Raw genomic sequence first — 14,837 nt, forward strand, 5'->3', positions numbered from 1 at the left:
CCTAGGCTAAACCGATTTCCCTTCTGTAAAGCCCGGCCTGAACGAAGCGATCAAAGGCCGCCCACAGCGGCTCGAAACGCTGGGCTCCGCCCTCCAGGTGCGCCAGCGCGTGCAGGCCGGCCTCCAGGGTGGACAGCTGGCCGGGCCGGTGGGCGCGGCGGATGGCGTAGCGCGACGGCAGTTTCGGCAGAGCCAGGCGCGGCAACGCGGCCAGCCAGGGGTTGGCGGCCAGCAGGCGGCGGCTCTGGCGCCAGCTGCCATCGAGCAGGATCAGGCGCCGCACGTCGGCCGGTGCAACCGGTTCGCCGTCGCCGGGGTAGAGCAGCGCCGTGCCGGGGCCGGCCAGCGTGGCAGCGAACTCCTCGCCACGCAGCAAGCGCACGGATTGCAGGCCCAAGGTCAGGAACGCCGCCGTGTTCTTCGCATGGCCGGCCTCGGCCGGATGCTGCAGGATCAGCAGCTCGGTGCGATGGGCCAGCGGCGGCGGCAGCGTCGCGCACAGGCAGGTGGACGCCGGGCGCCCGCAGCGCGGGCAGACCGCGCGCGACATGGCCTCAATGCGGCGGCGAGACGGTCTGGGGCCCGACGGTCGACACGGTGCTGTCGGCCCCCGCATCCTGCACGCCAGCCTCCTGGGAGCGCCGCTGCGAACGCGTGCTGGGCAGGCCCATCTGGCGCTTCTTGGCCCAGTAGCCGGCCAGCCAGACGCCGGCGACGACGCCGAAGATGTTCAACGCGCCGAACAGCGGCGCCGCGTTGGACGACAGCAGCATGCTCTGCAAGGGTGCCGAATAGGCGCGCGGCTTCAGCGCGAAGCTGAAGGCACCGAAGATCAGCCAGCCGGCCCAGGCCGTGCCGACGCCGGACATCATCCAGGCGATGTAAGGCCGGTGGCGGCGGCGCTGGGGGCGCAGCGTCACATAAGCCCAGATGGTGGCCACGATGAAGAGCAGCACCACGATGGCGATGGCCTCGCCCAGCATGACGGGCAGGCTGCTGCGGCCGCCCAGCTGCACATAGACCTGGCGCGGCAGGCCGGTGCTGGCGTACTTCATGGCGGCGCCGGCGCCGAAGCAGTAGAGGAAGACGCCTGAGAAGAAGGCGATGGAGCGGCGGGCGGCTTTCATGGGGGCGCATTCTCGCGGCAGCCGGCGCCCGGGATCCGGGAGGATTTCCCAATCGGGGCAAAACAAAGCCCGCGATCCGGGGGCCGGATGGCGGGCTGGAAGGAGCGGGAGCGACTCAGCGCTTGCGGTCCAGGCGCATCGCGCGGGCCAGGCCGCGACGTTCGCCGCTGTAGAAGCCCGTGTCGAAGGCCTCGTGCTTGCGGCCCTTGTCGACGGATTCCTCGGCGCTCCAGGCCCCGCCCATCTCGGGCACGGGGAGGCGGCGATGCTGGGTTTCGGTACGGGTCTGGATCTTCATGATGGCTGTCTTGCCTGTCTCGCGGCCCGGAAACCGGCGCGATTGGGAGGCACAACGCACGCCATTTCGGGTCGGTTGACAAGGTCCATCACATTTCTTTGCCGAGCCGCTTTGCCGACAATGCCGGCTCTGCGAATTCCAGGACCCGCGATGACCGTCCAGCTGAAAAAGACCCCCCCGGCCAAGGCCACCCCCATCACCGTCGTCGACCGCGCCGCCTGGCCGGCCCTCGCCGCCGGCCTCCCCGAAGCCACCCGGTCCTGGCTGGCCACGGTGGGCTTCGTCGGCGCCGCCGACAGCCACGCCCTGGTGCCCGGCGCCGACGGCCGCCTGGCCCGGGTCTTTGCCGGCGTGGCCCACGCCGCCCACCCCTTCGCGCTGAGCCACCTGCCGCTGGCGCTGCCGGAAGGCGTCTACAAGCTCGACGACGCCGGCCTGGCCCTGCTGCCCGAGGCGGCGGCCATGTCCTGGGAACTGGGCGGCTACCGCTTCGACCTCTACAAGCCGGCCAAGCGCGCGCCGGCGACGCTGGCGCTGAAGGGCGGCGCCGACGCCGAGCGCGGCCTGGCCCTGGCTGCCGCCATTGCGGCGACGCGCGACCTCGTCAACACGCCGGCCGAACACATGGGCCCCGCTGAACTGGCCGGCGCCGCCAAGGCGCTGGCCAGGCAGTACGGCGCCAGCTTCTCCGAAACCGTCGGCGACGCGCTGTTGAAGAAGAATTTTCCCAGCATTCACGCAGTTGGCCGCGCGAGCGTGCGCTCACCTCGGCTGATCGAGGTGAACTGGGGCAACCCCAAGCACCCCAAGCTGTCCCTGGTCGGCAAGGGCGTCTGCTTCGACACCGGCGGTCTGAACATCAAGGGCGGCGAAGGCATGCGCCAGATGAAGAAGGACATGGGCGGCGCGGCCAACGCGCTGGGCCTGGCCGGCCTCATCATGGCTTTCCGGCTGCCGGTGCGGCTGCAGCTGCTGATCCCGGCAGTGGAGAACTCGATCGCCGGCAACGCCTACCGGCCGGGCGACGTCATCAAGACGCGCAAGGGCCTGCACATCGAGATCGGCAACACCGACGCCGAGGGCCGCGTCATCCTGTGCGACGCGCTGGCCTACGCCGCCGAGGGCAAGCCCGATCTCATCATCGACCTGGCGACGCTGACCGGCGCGGCCCGCGTGGCCCTGGGCGCCCAGCTGCCGGCGCTCTTCGCCAAGCACATGGACACGGCGCGCGACCTCGTCGACCTGGGCCTCAAGCTGGACGACCCGCTGTGGCACATGCCGCTGTGGGCGCCCTATCACGCCGGCATCGAGAGCTCAATCGGCGACATCGTCAACACCGGCAAGAGCGCGCTGGCCGGCGCCATCAATGCGGCGCTGTTCCTGGAAGACTTCCTGCCCGCCCAGCAGGACTGGCTGCACGTCGACCTGTTCGCCTGGAACGACGCGCCGCGGGCCGGCCGGCCGGTGGGCGGCGAGGCGCAGACCATCCGCACCCTGCTCGCCTACCTGGAGCAGCGTTACTCGGGCGCCTGATCCTTGGGCGACTCGGCCGGCGCCTGTTCGGCCGGCTGGGCCTGAGGCGCCGCAGCCTTGGCCGCCTGATCGCGGCGGGGCTGCTGCGGCTGGCCGGGCTTGCGGCCCGGCTGCGGCGGGCGGCCGCCCTCGCGGCGCTCACCGCGGGGCTGCTCGCGGCGGCCTTCCGGACGCTGCTCGGGCCGGCGCGGGCCGCGGCCCTCCGGGCGACGGTCGTCACGGCGTGCTTCACGGGGCGGTGCCGGCGGCGCCTCGGCGCGCTCCTTGCGGGCGATCTCCAGCAGGCCCGGCAGTTCCTCGGGCACCACGCCCTTGAGCACGCAGAAATTGGCCTCGGTCAGCGTCGTGCGTTCAAAATCCCAAAGCAGCTGGGCGCGGTTGCGCTTCTGCTGCGCCTCCAGCTGGTGGCGCTGCTGGTCCTGCTGCTCGCGCTCCTGGCGCAAGCCCTTGCGGCGGGTCAGCTCTTCCTTGGCGGCGTTGAGGTGCTCCTCGGTGATCTCGCCGGCCGGGTTGCCGTCCAGGTCGAAGCGGGTCTTGGCCTGGGTCAGCGCGATCAGATAGCCCGTGCCGCCGGTGTGGCGGCGCAGGAAGGCGCTGAGCTGGGCCTTGCTGAACCGGCCCGGCGCGCGCTCCTGGATGTCGGCCTGGATGCGCAGCTTGACGGGCTTGGGCTTGCCAGTGAACAGGGCCGGGAACAAGGCCTTGAGCTCGGCCGTCGCGTCGGCGGCCGGGGCGGGTGCAGCAGCAGCCTCGGAAGCCTCGGGGGCGGGAGCGGGAGCAGATTCGGGAAGATCGGAATTCATGAACGGGGCCGGCTTGCGGAACCGGCGATTGTCCTTCAGCCGCCCAAGCCCCCAAACACCTTCTTCAGGATGGCGCTGCCGGTGCCCACCGGATCCTGGCGGATCTTCTTTTCTTCCTCGCCGATGATGCGGTAGAGCCCGTCCAGCGCCCTGGCCGTCACGTACTGCTGGATGTTGGCCTCGTCGCCCTTCACGAGGCCGAAGCCGCCGGCCTTCTTGGCCACGGCGTTGTACTTGTCGGCCAGCGAGACCTTCTCGGTGGCCCTGGTGACGATGGGCAGGAACTGCTGGCCCAGCGGCTCGCGTGTCTTGCCGGCGAAGAACTGCGTCACCGAGTCGTCGCCGCCCTTGAGGATCTTCAGCCCGTCCTCGACGCTCATGTCCTTCACGGCCTTGACGAGCAACGGCTTGGCCGCAGGCACGGCGGCCTCGGCGGCACGGTTCATCGCGGTGACGAGTTCATCCAGCTTGGCGCCCTGGCCGGTGGCCTTGAGCAGCTTGGCAGCGTCCTTCAGATAGCCCGGCAGCTCGATCTTGACGAGGGGGTTGCCGAGAAAACCGTCGGGCCGGCCCAGCAGCGCCACGGCCGCGTTGGCGCCGCGCTCCAGCGCGGTGCGGATGCCCGCGTTGGCATCGCCCTCGCTCAGGCTCAGCGCCCAGGCAGGACGCAGAAGCAGCAGGGCGGGGGCACTGGCGACGATGAGGCGGCGTTGCATGGCGATCTCCGGCAAGTCGGGAGGCCCATCTTCCCACCGCTGACGGCACTCAGGCGGCCACGTGCAGCAGCGCGCTTGTGGCGGCACATGCGCGGGTCGGCCAGGTCGAAGAACTCGGCGGCGCTTGCTCTCGGTCAAGGCCACGCCAGCCGGGGCTGCCTAGCATGAGCCGCAGGAGACAAGACCATGCTGCCCGCCTACATCAGCCACCCCGACTGCGCCCGCCACGAGATGGGCCCGGGCCACCCCGAATGCCCCGAGCGGCTGGGAGCCATCGCCGACATGCTGCTCATCCAGGGCCTGCTGGACTACATGCTGCCGCATGACGCGCCGCCGGCCACCGCGGCCCAGCTGGAGCGCGCCCACTCCGCCCTCCACGTGAAGCGCGTGCTGGATGCCGCGCCCGCCGAGGGCTACGCCCAGGTGGACCCGGACACCCGCATGAACCGCTTCACCGTGCCCGCCGCGCTGCGCGCCGCGGGTGCTGCCGTGCTGGCCACCGACCTCGTGCTCGCCGGCCAGGTGCCATCGGCCTTCTGCGCCGTGCGGCCGCCCGGCCACCATGCCGAGCACGACGCGGCCATGGGCTTCTGCTTCTTCAACAACGTCGCCGTGGGCATACGCCACGCGCTGGATGAGCACGGCCTGCAACGCGTGGCGCTGATCGACTTCGACGTGCACCACGGCAACGGCAGCGAGGACATCCTGGCCGGCGACGAGCGCGTGCTGATGTGCAGCATCTTCGAGACCGGCCTCTACCCCTTCAACGGCCCCGATGCCCGCTCGCTGAAGGATGCGCCCAACATGGTCAACGTCGGCCTCGCCGCGCGCTCGGGCAGCGAGCATTTCCGCGCCGCCGTCACCGAGCACTGGCTGCCGGCGCTGGAGCGCTTCCAGCCCGAGCTGATCTACATCAGCGCCGGCTTCGACGCCCACCGCGAGGACGACATGGGCAACCTCGGCCTGGTCGACACCGACTACGCCTGGGTCACCCGCCAGCTGATGGACCTGGCCTGGCGCCACTGCCGCGGCCGCGTCATCTCCTGCCTGGAGGGCGGCTACGTCCTCAACCCGCTGGCACGCAGCGCCGCGGCCCACATCAAGGTGCTGATCGGCGCCGACTAGAGTTCCACGATGGACAACCATTTCCTGACCCCGCTGTTCATGCCCCGCTCGGTGGTCGTCTTCGCCGGCCCGCCGGACGAGCCCGAGCGCCAGACCCGCCAGGCCCGCGTGCTGCGCGCGGCCCTCACGGCCGCGCCGGGGCCGCACCCGCCGCAGTTCCTGCACGGCGACACCACCGGCACGCTGGGCGAGCTGGCCCGCTCGCGCGCCGACCTGGCCGTCATCGCGCTGCCGGCCGACGAGATCGCCGCGGCGCTGGAGGTGGCCGGCCGCATCGCCTGCCGCTCGGCGCTCATCGTCAGCGACGGCATCGAGCCTGAGCAGGCCGCCCAGCTCAAGCGCATCGCCCGCCGCGAGGGCGTGCACCTGCTCGGGCCCAACTGCCTGGGCTTCCAGCGCCCGCACCTGAACCTCAACGCGAGCGCCGCCGGCCCGCTGGCGGCCGAGGGCTCGCTGGCGCTGGTGTCGCAGTCCGGCGCGCTGACCTCGGCCATGCTGGACTGGGCGCGCCAGAACGGCGTAGGCTTCAGCCAGGTCGTGTCGCTAGGCCCCAATGCCGCGGTGGACCTGGCTCAGGTGCTGGACTTCCTGGCTGCCGACACGCGCACGCAGAGCATCGTCGTCTATCTCGAAGGCATCTCCAGTGCACGCCGCTTCATGAGCGCGCTGCGCTCGGCCGCCCACGCCAAGCCCGTCGTCGTGCTGAAGGCCGGCCGGCGCAGCGCCGGCAACGAGGCGGCGCTGACCCACAGCCGCGCCATCGTCGGCAGCGACGACGTCTTCGACGCCGCGCTGCGCCGCGCCGGCGCGGTGCGGGTGCGCAGCTTCGTGGAGCTGTTCTCGGCCGCCAAATGCCTGGCCGCGCGCTACCGCCCGGTGGGCAAGAGGCTGGCCATCATCACCAACGGCGGCGGCCCCGGCGTGCTGGCGGCGGACTGGGTCAGCGAGATCGGCCTGCAACTGGGCAAGCTGTCGGCCGACACCGCCCGGGCGCTGGCGCCCAAGCTCGCGCCGCTGGCCTCGCTGGCCGATCTCATCGACCTCTCGGCCGCGGCCACGCCCGAACACTTCCGCGCCGCCATCGAAGCCGCCGCGCAGGACACGGCCGTAGACGGCCTGCTCGCCGTCTACGCACCGCAGATCGGCTCCGACGCCACCGAGATCGCCCACGCCGTCGTCGCTGCCAAGGCCGCCACGGCCAAGCCGCTGCTGGGTTGCTGGATGGGCGACGCCTCGGTGCTGGAGGCGCGCCGCGTGCTCAACGACGCGGCCATCGCCAACTTCCGCACCCCCGAGGCGGCGGTGGGCGCCTTCGGCAACATCGCCAGCTTCTACGCCAACCAGCAACTGCTGCTGCAGACGCCGCCGCCCATGTCCAACCTCGCGCAGCCGGACGTGGAGGCCGCGCGCCTGCTCATCGAGAGCGTGCTGGCCGAGCGCCGCCGCACGCTGACCGAGATGGAGAGCAAGGCACTGCTGGCGGCCTTCCACATCCCGGTCACGCAGACCGTGCTGGCGCGCAGCGCCAACGAGGCCATGATGCTGGCCACGCAGATGGGCTTTCCCGTCGCGCTGAAGATCGACTCGCCCGACATCGCCCACAAGAGCGACGTGCAGGGCGTGGCGCTGAACATCCAGAGCGGCTCGGCCGCGCGCGACACCTACAACGAGATGGTGGCCCGCGTGAAGCGGCTGCAGCCGCAGGCGCGCATCAACGGCGTGACGGTGCAGAAGATGGCGCGTGCCCGGCGTGGCCAGGAGGTCTGCGTGGGCCTGGTGACGGACGAGGCCTTCGGGCCCACCATCGTCTTCGGCGCTGGCGGCACGATGATCGAACTCATCGCCGACCGCGCGATGGAGCTGCCGCCGCTGAACCAGTTCCTGGCGCGGCGCCTGATCGAGCGCGCGCGTGTCTCGGAGGCTCTGGCCGAAGGCCGGGGCGGCGGCGCGCCGGCCGACATGGAAGCGCTGGAACGCGTGCTGCTGCGCGTCAGCGAAATGGTGTGCGAGTTCCCGCAGCTGCGCGAGATGGACATCAACCCGCTGATCGTCGACGAGACCGGCGCCATCGCGGTGGACGCCCGCGTGGTGCTGCAACCCGGCCAGCAGGTCGGCAACCCGCGCGCCTTCGACTACCCGCACCTGGCCATCCTGCCCTACCCGGCCCGCTTCGAGCAGGTGTGGCCGCTGGCCGGTGGCGGCGAGGTCACCGTGCGCCCGGTGCGGCCCGACGACGCCCAGATGCTGCAGGACCTGGTGCGCGGCCTCAAGCCCGAGAGCCGCTACTTCCGTTTCGCCAGCGCCATCAAGGAGCTGCCGCCCGGGCTGCTGGCGCGCCTGACGCTTATCGACTACGACCGCGAGATGGCCCTGGTGGCCGTCTACACCGAACGCGCGGCGCGCGAGGACGGGGGGTTCGACGAAGTCGAGCGCATCGTCGGCGTGTCGCGCATCATCACCAACCCCGACCAGACCAGCTGCGAGTTCAGCCTGCTGGTGGCCGACGACTTCGGCGGCAAGGGCCTGGGCTCGCGGCTGATGGAAGGCATCACCGACGCGGCGCGCGAGATGGGCCTGGCCGACATCGAAGGCCTGGTGCTGACCAACAACAGCGACATGCTGAAGCTGATGCGCGGCCTCGGGTTCACCGTGAAGCCCTTCCCCGAAGACCCCGACTTCAAGCTGGTGACGCGCTCACTGCAGGGCTGACAGGCGCTCGGTCAGCAACGCGAAGAACCCGTCCGCGTCCGCGTGACGCAACACCTGGGCGTTGGCCGACAGGCCGCTCACGGCCCACCAGTCGATGACGGTCATGCCACGCGTGAGTTCGCTCTGCGTCTCGACGCGCACATTGCAGTCGCGGCTGGTGAACAGCTCGGGCTTGAGCAGGAAGGCGATCACGCAGGGGTCGTGCAGCGGGCCGCCGTCCTGGCCGTATTTCTCTTCGTCGTAGCGCTCGAAGAATTCCATCCAAGCAGCGACCACGGCGCCGACGCGGTTGGGCAGCGCGCGGATGGCGGCGATGCGCTGGGCCGTCGTCAGCACCTCGTGTGTGACGTCGAGTGGCGCCATCGTGATCGGCACGCCGCTGGTGAAGACCTCATGCGCGGCCCGCGGGTCGACGTAGATGTTGAACTCGGCCGCGGGCGTCACGTTGCCGCCCTCGAAGAAGCCACCGCCCATCAGCACGATGCGGCGGATGCGCGCGGCGATGTCGGGCGCCTTGCGCAGGGCGAGCGCGATGTTGGTCAGCGGCCCCAGCGGGCACAGCGTCACTGTGCCGGCCTCCCGCTCGCGCAGCGTCTGGATGATGAAGTCCACCGCGTGGCGCGCGTCGACCGGCAGCGTCGGCTCGGGCAGCTCGACGCCGTTCAGGCCGGTATCGCCATGCACATGCTCAGCGGTGACCAGCGGCACGTCCAGCGGCCGGTCGGCGCCGGCGCAGACGGGCACGTCGCGGCGGCCGGCCAGCTCCATGACCTTGCGCGCGTTCAGCGTCGTCAGCGCCAGCGGCACGTTGCCAGCCACGGTGGTCACGCCCAGCAGCTCCAGCTCGGGCGAGGCGGCGGCCAGCAGCAGCGCGATGGCGTCGTCCTGGCCGGGGTCGGTGTCGATGATGATGGGCAGGCGGCTCATGGGGCTTCGGGGGCGATGTCGAGGTCGATGGCGCCGAACAGGCTGCTGCCCTCGGCGGTCTTGAGGTCCAGGTGCAGGCTGTCGCCGGGCGCGAGCGTCAGGTCCAGGGCGCCGAGGTCCGCGCCCGCCACCTGGCCGGCCCGCTGCGCGCGCAGGCGGGCCAGCCGGGCGATCGCTTCGCCAGGCGCAGCCGCCACGTCGCGGGGCTCCTGCTTGCTGCCGTTGTGCAGGCGGTGCAGCCGGGCCTGCAGGCGTCCGGCGCTCCAGGCGCTGCCGAGTTCGTCGGGCGTGACGGCCAGCGGGGCGGCCTGGGTGGCGACCAGCTCGCCGTCGATGCGCCAATCCACCGCGAGGGTCAGCAGGCGCAGCGCATCCAGCGCTGCGGCCGGGTCGCTGGCGGCGGCGAGGTCGCCCGTGATGGCGGCCAGCACCGCCTGGCCCTGGGCCGGCGCGCGCAGCGGCTGGCGCGGCGCCGAGAAGCTGCCCGCCTCGCGCTGCACGCCGCCGTCGGCATCGACGACCGCCCAGCCATAGACGCGCGGCAGCGGCGCCACGCACTTTTCGGGCTCGAAGGCGAAGGCATGGCGCAGCTTGCCGTGGTTGAGCTGCACGGCCAGGTCTTCGAGCTGGGGCGCGAGGAAGCCCCAGTCGTCGAGCACCTGCTGCAGGCGGGTGGCGATGCCGGTGGCGTAGTGGGCCTGGGTCAGGTCGCGCGAGACGACGACGAGGTGGCCGTCGCGCGAGCCGTCGGCGTAGCTGGCGAGTTTCATGGGCGGGAGGTCTGGGTGATGGCAGCATTGTGCGATGCGCGCCGGCCTGCTCCCTCCCCGCGCCGCCCTGCTCGCGCTGGCGGCCAGCCTGCTCGCCCACGCGGCACTGCTGGGCGGCGAGCGGGTGCGCGCGGACGCCGCCCGGCCGGCGCGGGCCGTCAGCGTCGCGCTGCTGCAGCCGCCCAGCCTGCCGATGGCCTTGCCCGAGCCGGCGGCACCCGTGCTGCCGGCGCCCCAGGCCCGCTCACCCCGGCCCAGCGCCAAGGCGCCCGAACCAGCCCTGGACATGCCGACGCCGGCCCCCGACACACCGCTGCTACGCCTGGCCGGCCCCGCCGCCTGGCAATACCGGCTGCGCCAGGGCGGCCAGGACGGCGAGGCCCTGCTGGACTGGCGCCCCGAGGCGGACGGCCGCTACAGCCTGCGCCTGACCCGCCGCATCGGTGAGCGCACCCTGCCCGCCTGGGAAAGCCTGGGCCACACCGGCAGCGCCGGCCTGGCACCGGAGCGCTTCGCGCTGCAGCGCAGCGGCCAGGACCGCCAGGCCATCAACTTCGATGCCGAGGAGCGTCGCGTCAGCTTCTCGGCCAGCCCGGCCCGGCTGGAACTGCCCGAAGGCGCGCAGGACCGGCTGTCGTGGTGGCTGCAGCTCGCCGCGCTGGTGCAGGCCAATCCTGCCCCGGGCGGGCGCTGGCGCGTCTGGGTGGCCGGGCTGCGCGGCGAACTGCGCGAATGGACCTTCGAGGCCGTGGACGCCGAGCCGGGAGACGCGGGCTCCGTGCATCTGCGCCGCCAACCCCTGGGCGAGCGCGACCCCGGCGTCGAGCTCTGGCTGGACCCGGCGCGCGGCTACTGGCCGGTGCGTCTGCGCCAGGGCGACCCGGAGACCAGGGGTTACGAAATCGTGTTGAGCGTTGTGAACTCCTGACGCTTCCTACACGTTGTCGGCATGCGGGATGACCCGAACAGCGGGGCGTTCTGCCAGTATCTGAACCGAGCGGGGCTTGAAACCACGGGCCCCACCCGCAGTTGAAGCCACGAGGAGAACTTCATGCACATGCTCTACAACTCCGACAGCTTCATCGTCGTCCAGTTCGACGTGCCGACCGCCGAGTTGCAGGCTGTCGAAGCCGGTCCGCAGCTCAACCGCGGCGGTTTCGAGATCGTCGACAAGTTCGCCCGCAAGGAAATCTTCATCGAGGGCGCGCTGGCCGAGTCCTTCCAGCAGGGCGTGCAAGCCATCATGGACGAGGGCGAGCCGTCCGAGGACGAACTCGACGCCTTCATCGAGCGCTACGCCGTCATGGGCCAGCAGCCGGTCGTGATGCACTGAACACTTTGGGGGGCGGATCTGACATTGATCTGCGCCCAAGCCTGATACAAGATGGGTTCGCGCCGGCCGTCCAAGGCCGGGCAAGGAGTCCATCGATGGTGAAGCGAGCCGCCGCAGAGACAGCCTCCCGGGCATCGACCCGCGTGCTGCCCTCGCCCGGCCTGGACAGCGCCCCGGTGCTGGACCGCATGTGCTCCCAGTTCGTGCTGACGTTGACCGTCCGCCACGCCGGGCGCTTCAACCTGCGGCGCGATTTCAACGGCCTGCTGTCCTTCACGGGCCGCCACCTCGTCTGGCCCACCCGTGTGCTGCAGCGGCTGCGTGGCTATCTGGCGCAACGCTGCGCCGGCAACGAGCTGTGGCGCGGCCATGAGGCACTGAACGACGAGGCCTTTCTCGACCGCTTCGGCCAGTGGAGCGGCCCCTTCTCCGAAGCGACGCTGTTCTTCTACCTGGACGAGTACGTCAAGGACGCGCCCAAGGACATGATGGCCCTGCTGGCCACCACCTGCGAGCACCTGGACCGGCAGTTGAAGCGCGAGTCCACGCTGGTCGAGAAGAACATCGCCGCGCTGGGCACGCTGCTGCAGCTCAACCCGGCCGAGCGCGCCATCCTGCTCTACGGCACGCTGGCCCGCTACCAGCGCGAGCTGCGCGGCGCCCTTGTCGAGTTCAAGGTCAACACTGCCCAGGAGGCCTTCGCCGCCATCGCCGCCGTGGCCGGCGTGGACGAGCGCGAAGTGGCCGAGGCCCTGCGCGCCGGCTCGCGGCTGGAACGCATCGGCATGGTGGAGAACCTGATCTCCGAGCACAACATCACCGACCTGGCCGACCTGATGAAGGTCAGTGACCAGCTGCCGCCGGTGCTGATGCGCGAGTACCAGGGGCCCCACGACCTGATGGCCGTGTTCACGCGGCCGGCCGCGCTGAGCACGCTCGGCACCAGCGACTTCCAGTTCGTCGTCGAGGACCTGGACCTGCTCAAGGGCCTTCTGCGCCAGGCGGTCGCCACGCACGCCACCGGCGTCAATGTGCTGCTCTACGGCCCGCCGGGCACGGGCAAGACCGAACTGGCCAAGGTGGCCGCCGCGGCCGCGGGCCTGGACCTGTACGAGGTCGAGTACGCCGACCGCGACGGCAACTCCCTGTCGGGCCGCGACCGCTACCGCTCGCTGCAGATCAGCCAGGTCTTCCTGAAGGCCAGCGCCAACGTGGCGCTGCTGTTCGACGAGGTCGAAGATGTGTTCCCGCCCCTGTCCAGCGACACCGCCTCGCTGCTGAACCGGCTGGATGCGAGCGGTGAAGGCGGCGTGGGCAACTCCGTCAGCGGCAAGGCCTGGGTGAACCAGATCCTGGAAACCAACCCGGTGCCGGTCATCTGGGTCACCAACCGCATCGAACAGATCGACCCTGCCTTCCGGCGCCGCTTCCAATACCACCTGGAGCTCAAGTCGCCGCCCCCCGGCGCGCGCAAGGGCCTGGTGGCCAAGGCGCTGGGCGAGGTGGCCGTCAGCGAGGGCTTCGTCGCCAAGCTGGCCGAGCGCCCGGGCCTGACGCCGGCGCAGATCCGCACCGCCGTGCGCTTTGCCCTGCTGGCCGGCGGCGCCGGCGACGCCGAGAAGCACATCGAGCGCCAGCTGCTCAACGCCGACAAGGCGCTGGGCCGCGACGACGGCAGCAGCCTGGCCCGCCCCTGCGTCACCCGCTACGCGCTGGACCTGCTGAACTGCGAGAGCCGTTTCGAGATCCCGCGCATCATCGAGGCCCTGCGCCGCACAGGCCGCGGCCAGCTCTGCTTCTACGGCCCGCCCGGCAGCGGCAAGACCGCCCTGGCCGAGCACATCGCCCAGGCCCTCGGCCGGCCGCTGATGGTGCGCCGCGCCAGCGACATCGCCAGCAAGTTCGTCGGCGAGACCGAGCAAAACATGGCCCGGATGTTCGAAATGGCCCAGACCGAAGGCGCCGTACTGCTGCTTGACGAGGCCGACAGTTTTCTGCGCAGCCGCAAGCATGCGGAGCGCAACTACGAAGTGTCAGAGGTGAACGAAATGCTGGCCGGCATGGAGCGCTTCAACGGGCTCTTCATCTGCACGACCAATCTCTTCGACGATCTCGACGAAGCCGCGCTGCGGCGCTTCGCGTTCAAGATCCGCTTCAAGGCGCTGAAGCCCGAGCAGCGGGTGGCGATGTTCGAGCGCGAGGCCAGTGCCGTGCCGACCGACGAGCAGCACTCAAGGCTGGTGGCGATGGACTGCCTGACGCATGGCGACTTCGCGGCCGTGCGGCAGCAGGTCGAGATCCTGGGCGAAGCCTTCACGGCGGATGAGTTTCTGGCGCAGTTGGAGGCGGAGCACCGAGCGAAGCCCGAGGTGCGTGAGCGCCGCGGGATCGGCTTCAGAGCACCCTGAAGTAGTAGGTCGTCGAGCAGAACGGCCCGTCAGGCATCAAGGCGTAATTCGGAATGTCTCCGGCCTTCGCCCAACCTGTCCTCTCATAGACCCGCGACGCATCGCTGCCCGTGACGGTGTCCAGCACCAGCGTCGTCCTGCCCAGTTCGCGCGCCTTCGCCTCCAGCGCGCTCAGCAGCCGCTCGGCGATGCCCTGCCGGCGTGCCCTGCGATGGACCAGCATCTTGCTGACATCCGCCCGATGCGGCTGGTTGTCCGGCATGTCGACGACGAGAGACAGCGTGCCGCAGATGCGGCCAGCCTCGTCCTCGGCGACGAAGAGGTAGCGCTCGCCGGCCGCGACACCCGCCGCCACCTTGCGCCAGAAAGCTTGCGGCCGCCCGTCGGCCAGCGGCAGCATGAAACCCACCGACGCACCGCCTTCGACGCAGTCGCGCAGCACCTCGGCCAGTTCGTCCACGCGGGCCAGCGCCTCGGCGCCGTCGAGTTCACGGATCGTGGTCATGGCCGGGCTCCGGTGAGGGCGACGAGGTAGCGCGCCGGCTTGCCTCCAGGATTGTGGAAACGGATGGGTGCGTCCAGCCGCATGGCCAGGCAGTCGCCGGGGCTGAGCTGCCACTGCTCGCTGCCATGGGCGATCTCCATGACGCCGTCGATCATCCAGACGAGCTGGTGGATGTCGGCGTCGCGCTCGGAAGTTTCGAAGGACACGCGCTGGCCGGCGGGGAAGACGACGTCCACCAGCTGCAGCGGCGACGCGCTGGCGGGCGACACGTTGCGGCGGACATAGCCCGAGGCGGGGTCGCTCCAGACGGGCTGGTCGGCCACTCGGGCCAGCGGCGAGGGCGCGGCGGGCGCCTCGCCGGCCTCGAACATCGACGCGACGCTGACGCCCAGCGCCGACGAGAGCTTGTCCAGCACAACGGCCGTGGGGCTGCTCTGGCCGCGCTCGATCAGCGAGATGTTGGAACGGCTGACGCCGCTCTTCTGGGCCAGCGCGTCGAGCGACAGGCCGGCGGCGGCGCGCAGCTCGTGCAGGCGGCGGCCGATGCGTTGGGTGATGTCCATTCCTCCAGTTTACTGGAATT

The 14,837-nt window shown here is 71.0% G+C and carries 15 protein-coding genes; 6 read left to right on the forward strand and 9 right to left on the reverse strand.

Annotated features, from left to right (window positions below; all coding sequences use genetic code 11):
- Position 1 precedes the first annotated feature (1 nt).
- The 3 genes from AC07VX_RS03770 to AC07VX_RS03780 form a co-directional block, all read right to left on the reverse strand.
- Positions 2-550, reverse strand: a complete 549-nt coding sequence (locus tag AC07VX_RS03770; RefSeq protein WP_493163042.1) for a tRNA-uridine aminocarboxypropyltransferase — start codon at positions 548-550, stop codon at positions 2-4.
- A gap of 4 nt (positions 551-554) precedes the next feature.
- On the reverse strand, positions 555-1,127 hold the full coding sequence (locus AC07VX_RS03775) for a hypothetical protein (RefSeq protein ID WP_493163041.1): 573 nt from the start codon (positions 1,125-1,127) through the stop codon (positions 555-557).
- Between the two features lie 115 nt (positions 1,128-1,242).
- Entirely contained in the window at positions 1,243-1,425 is a 183-nt protein-coding gene (locus AC07VX_RS03780; protein WP_493163040.1) for a hypothetical protein, read from the reverse strand.
- Positions 1,426-1,575: 150 nt separating this feature from the next.
- On the opposite strand from AC07VX_RS03780, the gene AC07VX_RS03785 reads away from it, so the two are divergent.
- Positions 1,576-2,958, forward strand: coding sequence for a leucyl aminopeptidase family protein (locus AC07VX_RS03785; protein ID WP_493163039.1), 1,383 nt, complete (start codon positions 1,576-1,578; stop codon positions 2,956-2,958).
- Here AC07VX_RS03785 and AC07VX_RS03790 read toward each other — a convergent pair.
- Together AC07VX_RS03790 and AC07VX_RS03795 are read right to left on the reverse strand one after the other, a co-directional pair.
- Positions 2,943-3,761, reverse strand: coding sequence for a ProQ/FINO family protein (locus AC07VX_RS03790; protein ID WP_493163038.1), 819 nt, complete (start codon positions 3,759-3,761; stop codon positions 2,943-2,945). The two genes, AC07VX_RS03785 and AC07VX_RS03790, sit on opposite strands and share 16 nt — an antisense overlap.
- 35 nt (positions 3,762-3,796) lie before the next feature.
- On the reverse strand, positions 3,797-4,477 hold the full coding sequence (locus AC07VX_RS03795) for a DUF4197 domain-containing protein (RefSeq protein ID WP_493163037.1): 681 nt from the start codon (positions 4,475-4,477) through the stop codon (positions 3,797-3,799).
- A gap of 186 nt (positions 4,478-4,663) precedes the next feature.
- On the opposite strand from AC07VX_RS03795, the gene AC07VX_RS03800 reads away from it, so the two are divergent.
- Together AC07VX_RS03800 and AC07VX_RS03805 are read left to right on the forward strand one after the other, a co-directional pair.
- A complete protein-coding gene (locus tag AC07VX_RS03800) occupies positions 4,664-5,602 on the forward strand; it encodes a histone deacetylase family protein (RefSeq protein WP_493163035.1) in 939 nt (312 codons plus the stop codon).
- 9 nt (positions 5,603-5,611) lie between these two features.
- Positions 5,612-8,311, forward strand: a complete 2,700-nt coding sequence (locus AC07VX_RS03805; RefSeq protein ID WP_493163034.1) for a bifunctional acetate--CoA ligase family protein/GNAT family N-acetyltransferase — start codon at positions 5,612-5,614, stop codon at positions 8,309-8,311.
- Here AC07VX_RS03805 and AC07VX_RS03810 read toward each other — a convergent pair.
- Together AC07VX_RS03810 and AC07VX_RS03815 are read right to left on the reverse strand one after the other, a co-directional pair.
- Positions 8,297-9,238, reverse strand: coding sequence for a nucleoside hydrolase (locus AC07VX_RS03810; RefSeq protein WP_493163033.1), 942 nt, complete (start codon positions 9,236-9,238; stop codon positions 8,297-8,299). The two genes, AC07VX_RS03805 and AC07VX_RS03810, sit on opposite strands and share 15 nt — an antisense overlap.
- Entirely contained in the window at positions 9,235-10,008 is a 774-nt protein-coding gene (locus AC07VX_RS03815; RefSeq protein WP_493163032.1) for a fumarylacetoacetate hydrolase family protein, read from the reverse strand. Before AC07VX_RS03815 ends, AC07VX_RS03810 begins: the two co-directional genes overlap by 4 nt.
- A 34-nt stretch (positions 10,009-10,042) precedes the next feature.
- Between AC07VX_RS03815 and AC07VX_RS03820 the strand changes: the two genes are divergently transcribed.
- The 3 genes from AC07VX_RS03820 to AC07VX_RS03830 all read left to right on the forward strand — a co-directional run bounded on the left by AC07VX_RS03820 (position 10,043) and on the right by AC07VX_RS03830 (position 13,749).
- Positions 10,043-10,936, forward strand: coding sequence for a DUF3108 domain-containing protein (locus AC07VX_RS03820; RefSeq protein ID WP_493163031.1), 894 nt, complete (start codon positions 10,043-10,045; stop codon positions 10,934-10,936).
- Between the two features lie 123 nt (positions 10,937-11,059).
- Complete coding sequence (locus tag AC07VX_RS03825) at positions 11,060-11,341, forward strand: BTH_I0359 family protein (protein WP_493163030.1); 282 nt, start codon at positions 11,060-11,062, stop codon at positions 11,339-11,341.
- Between the two features lie 95 nt (positions 11,342-11,436).
- Complete coding sequence (locus AC07VX_RS03830; protein ID WP_493163029.1) at positions 11,437-13,749, forward strand: ATP-binding protein; 2,313 nt, start codon at positions 11,437-11,439, stop codon at positions 13,747-13,749.
- Here the strand turns inward: AC07VX_RS03830 and AC07VX_RS03835 are convergent.
- Positions 13,736-14,254: a GNAT family N-acetyltransferase gene (locus AC07VX_RS03835; protein WP_493163028.1), complete on the reverse strand. Its 519-nt coding sequence runs from the start codon at positions 14,252-14,254 to the stop codon at positions 13,736-13,738. The genes AC07VX_RS03830 and AC07VX_RS03835 overlap by 14 nt on opposite strands.
- A complete protein-coding gene (locus AC07VX_RS03840) occupies positions 14,251-14,817 on the reverse strand; it encodes a helix-turn-helix domain-containing protein (protein WP_493163027.1) in 567 nt (188 codons plus the stop codon). The genes AC07VX_RS03835 and AC07VX_RS03840 overlap by 4 nt, the downstream gene beginning before the upstream one ends.
- Positions 14,818-14,837 lie beyond the last annotated feature (20 nt).

It is taken from the genome of Roseateles sp. GW821-FHT03B02 (assembly GCF_059421025.1).

Excerpts from the sequence above, each read along its gene's own strand:
- AC07VX_RS03775 (WP_493163041.1), bottom strand. The coding sequence starts at position 1,127 with ATGAAAGCCGCCCGCCGCTCCATCGCCTTCTTCTCAGGCGTCTTCCTC.
- AC07VX_RS03810 (WP_493163033.1), bottom strand. The coding sequence starts at position 9,238 with ATGAGCCGCCTGCCCATCATCATCGACACCGACCCCGGCCAGGACGAC.
- AC07VX_RS03785 (WP_493163039.1), top strand. The coding sequence starts at position 1,576 with ATGACCGTCCAGCTGAAAAAGACCCCCCCGGCCAAGGCCACCCCCATC.
- AC07VX_RS03835 (WP_493163028.1), bottom strand. The coding sequence starts at position 14,254 with ATGACCACGATCCGTGAACTCGACGGCGCCGAGGCGCTGGCCCGCGTG.
- AC07VX_RS03820 (WP_493163031.1), top strand. The coding sequence starts at position 10,043 with ATGCGCGCCGGCCTGCTCCCTCCCCGCGCCGCCCTGCTCGCGCTGGCG.
- AC07VX_RS03795 (WP_493163037.1), bottom strand. The coding sequence starts at position 4,477 with ATGCAACGCCGCCTCATCGTCGCCAGTGCCCCCGCCCTGCTGCTTCTG.
- AC07VX_RS03790 (WP_493163038.1), bottom strand. The coding sequence starts at position 3,761 with ATGAATTCCGATCTTCCCGAATCTGCTCCCGCTCCCGCCCCCGAGGCT.
- AC07VX_RS03825 (WP_493163030.1), top strand. The coding sequence starts at position 11,060 with ATGCACATGCTCTACAACTCCGACAGCTTCATCGTCGTCCAGTTCGAC.
- AC07VX_RS03830 (WP_493163029.1), top strand. The coding sequence starts at position 11,437 with ATGGTGAAGCGAGCCGCCGCAGAGACAGCCTCCCGGGCATCGACCCGC.
- AC07VX_RS03840 (WP_493163027.1), bottom strand. The coding sequence starts at position 14,817 with ATGGACATCACCCAACGCATCGGCCGCCGCCTGCACGAGCTGCGCGCC.
- AC07VX_RS03805 (WP_493163034.1), top strand. The coding sequence starts at position 5,612 with ATGGACAACCATTTCCTGACCCCGCTGTTCATGCCCCGCTCGGTGGTC.
- AC07VX_RS03770 (WP_493163042.1), bottom strand. The coding sequence starts at position 550 with ATGTCGCGCGCGGTCTGCCCGCGCTGCGGGCGCCCGGCGTCCACCTGC.
- AC07VX_RS03815 (WP_493163032.1), bottom strand. The coding sequence starts at position 10,008 with ATGAAACTCGCCAGCTACGCCGACGGCTCGCGCGACGGCCACCTCGTC.
- AC07VX_RS03800 (WP_493163035.1), top strand. The coding sequence starts at position 4,664 with ATGCTGCCCGCCTACATCAGCCACCCCGACTGCGCCCGCCACGAGATG.
- AC07VX_RS03780 (WP_493163040.1), bottom strand. The coding sequence starts at position 1,425 with ATGAAGATCCAGACCCGTACCGAAACCCAGCATCGCCGCCTCCCCGTG.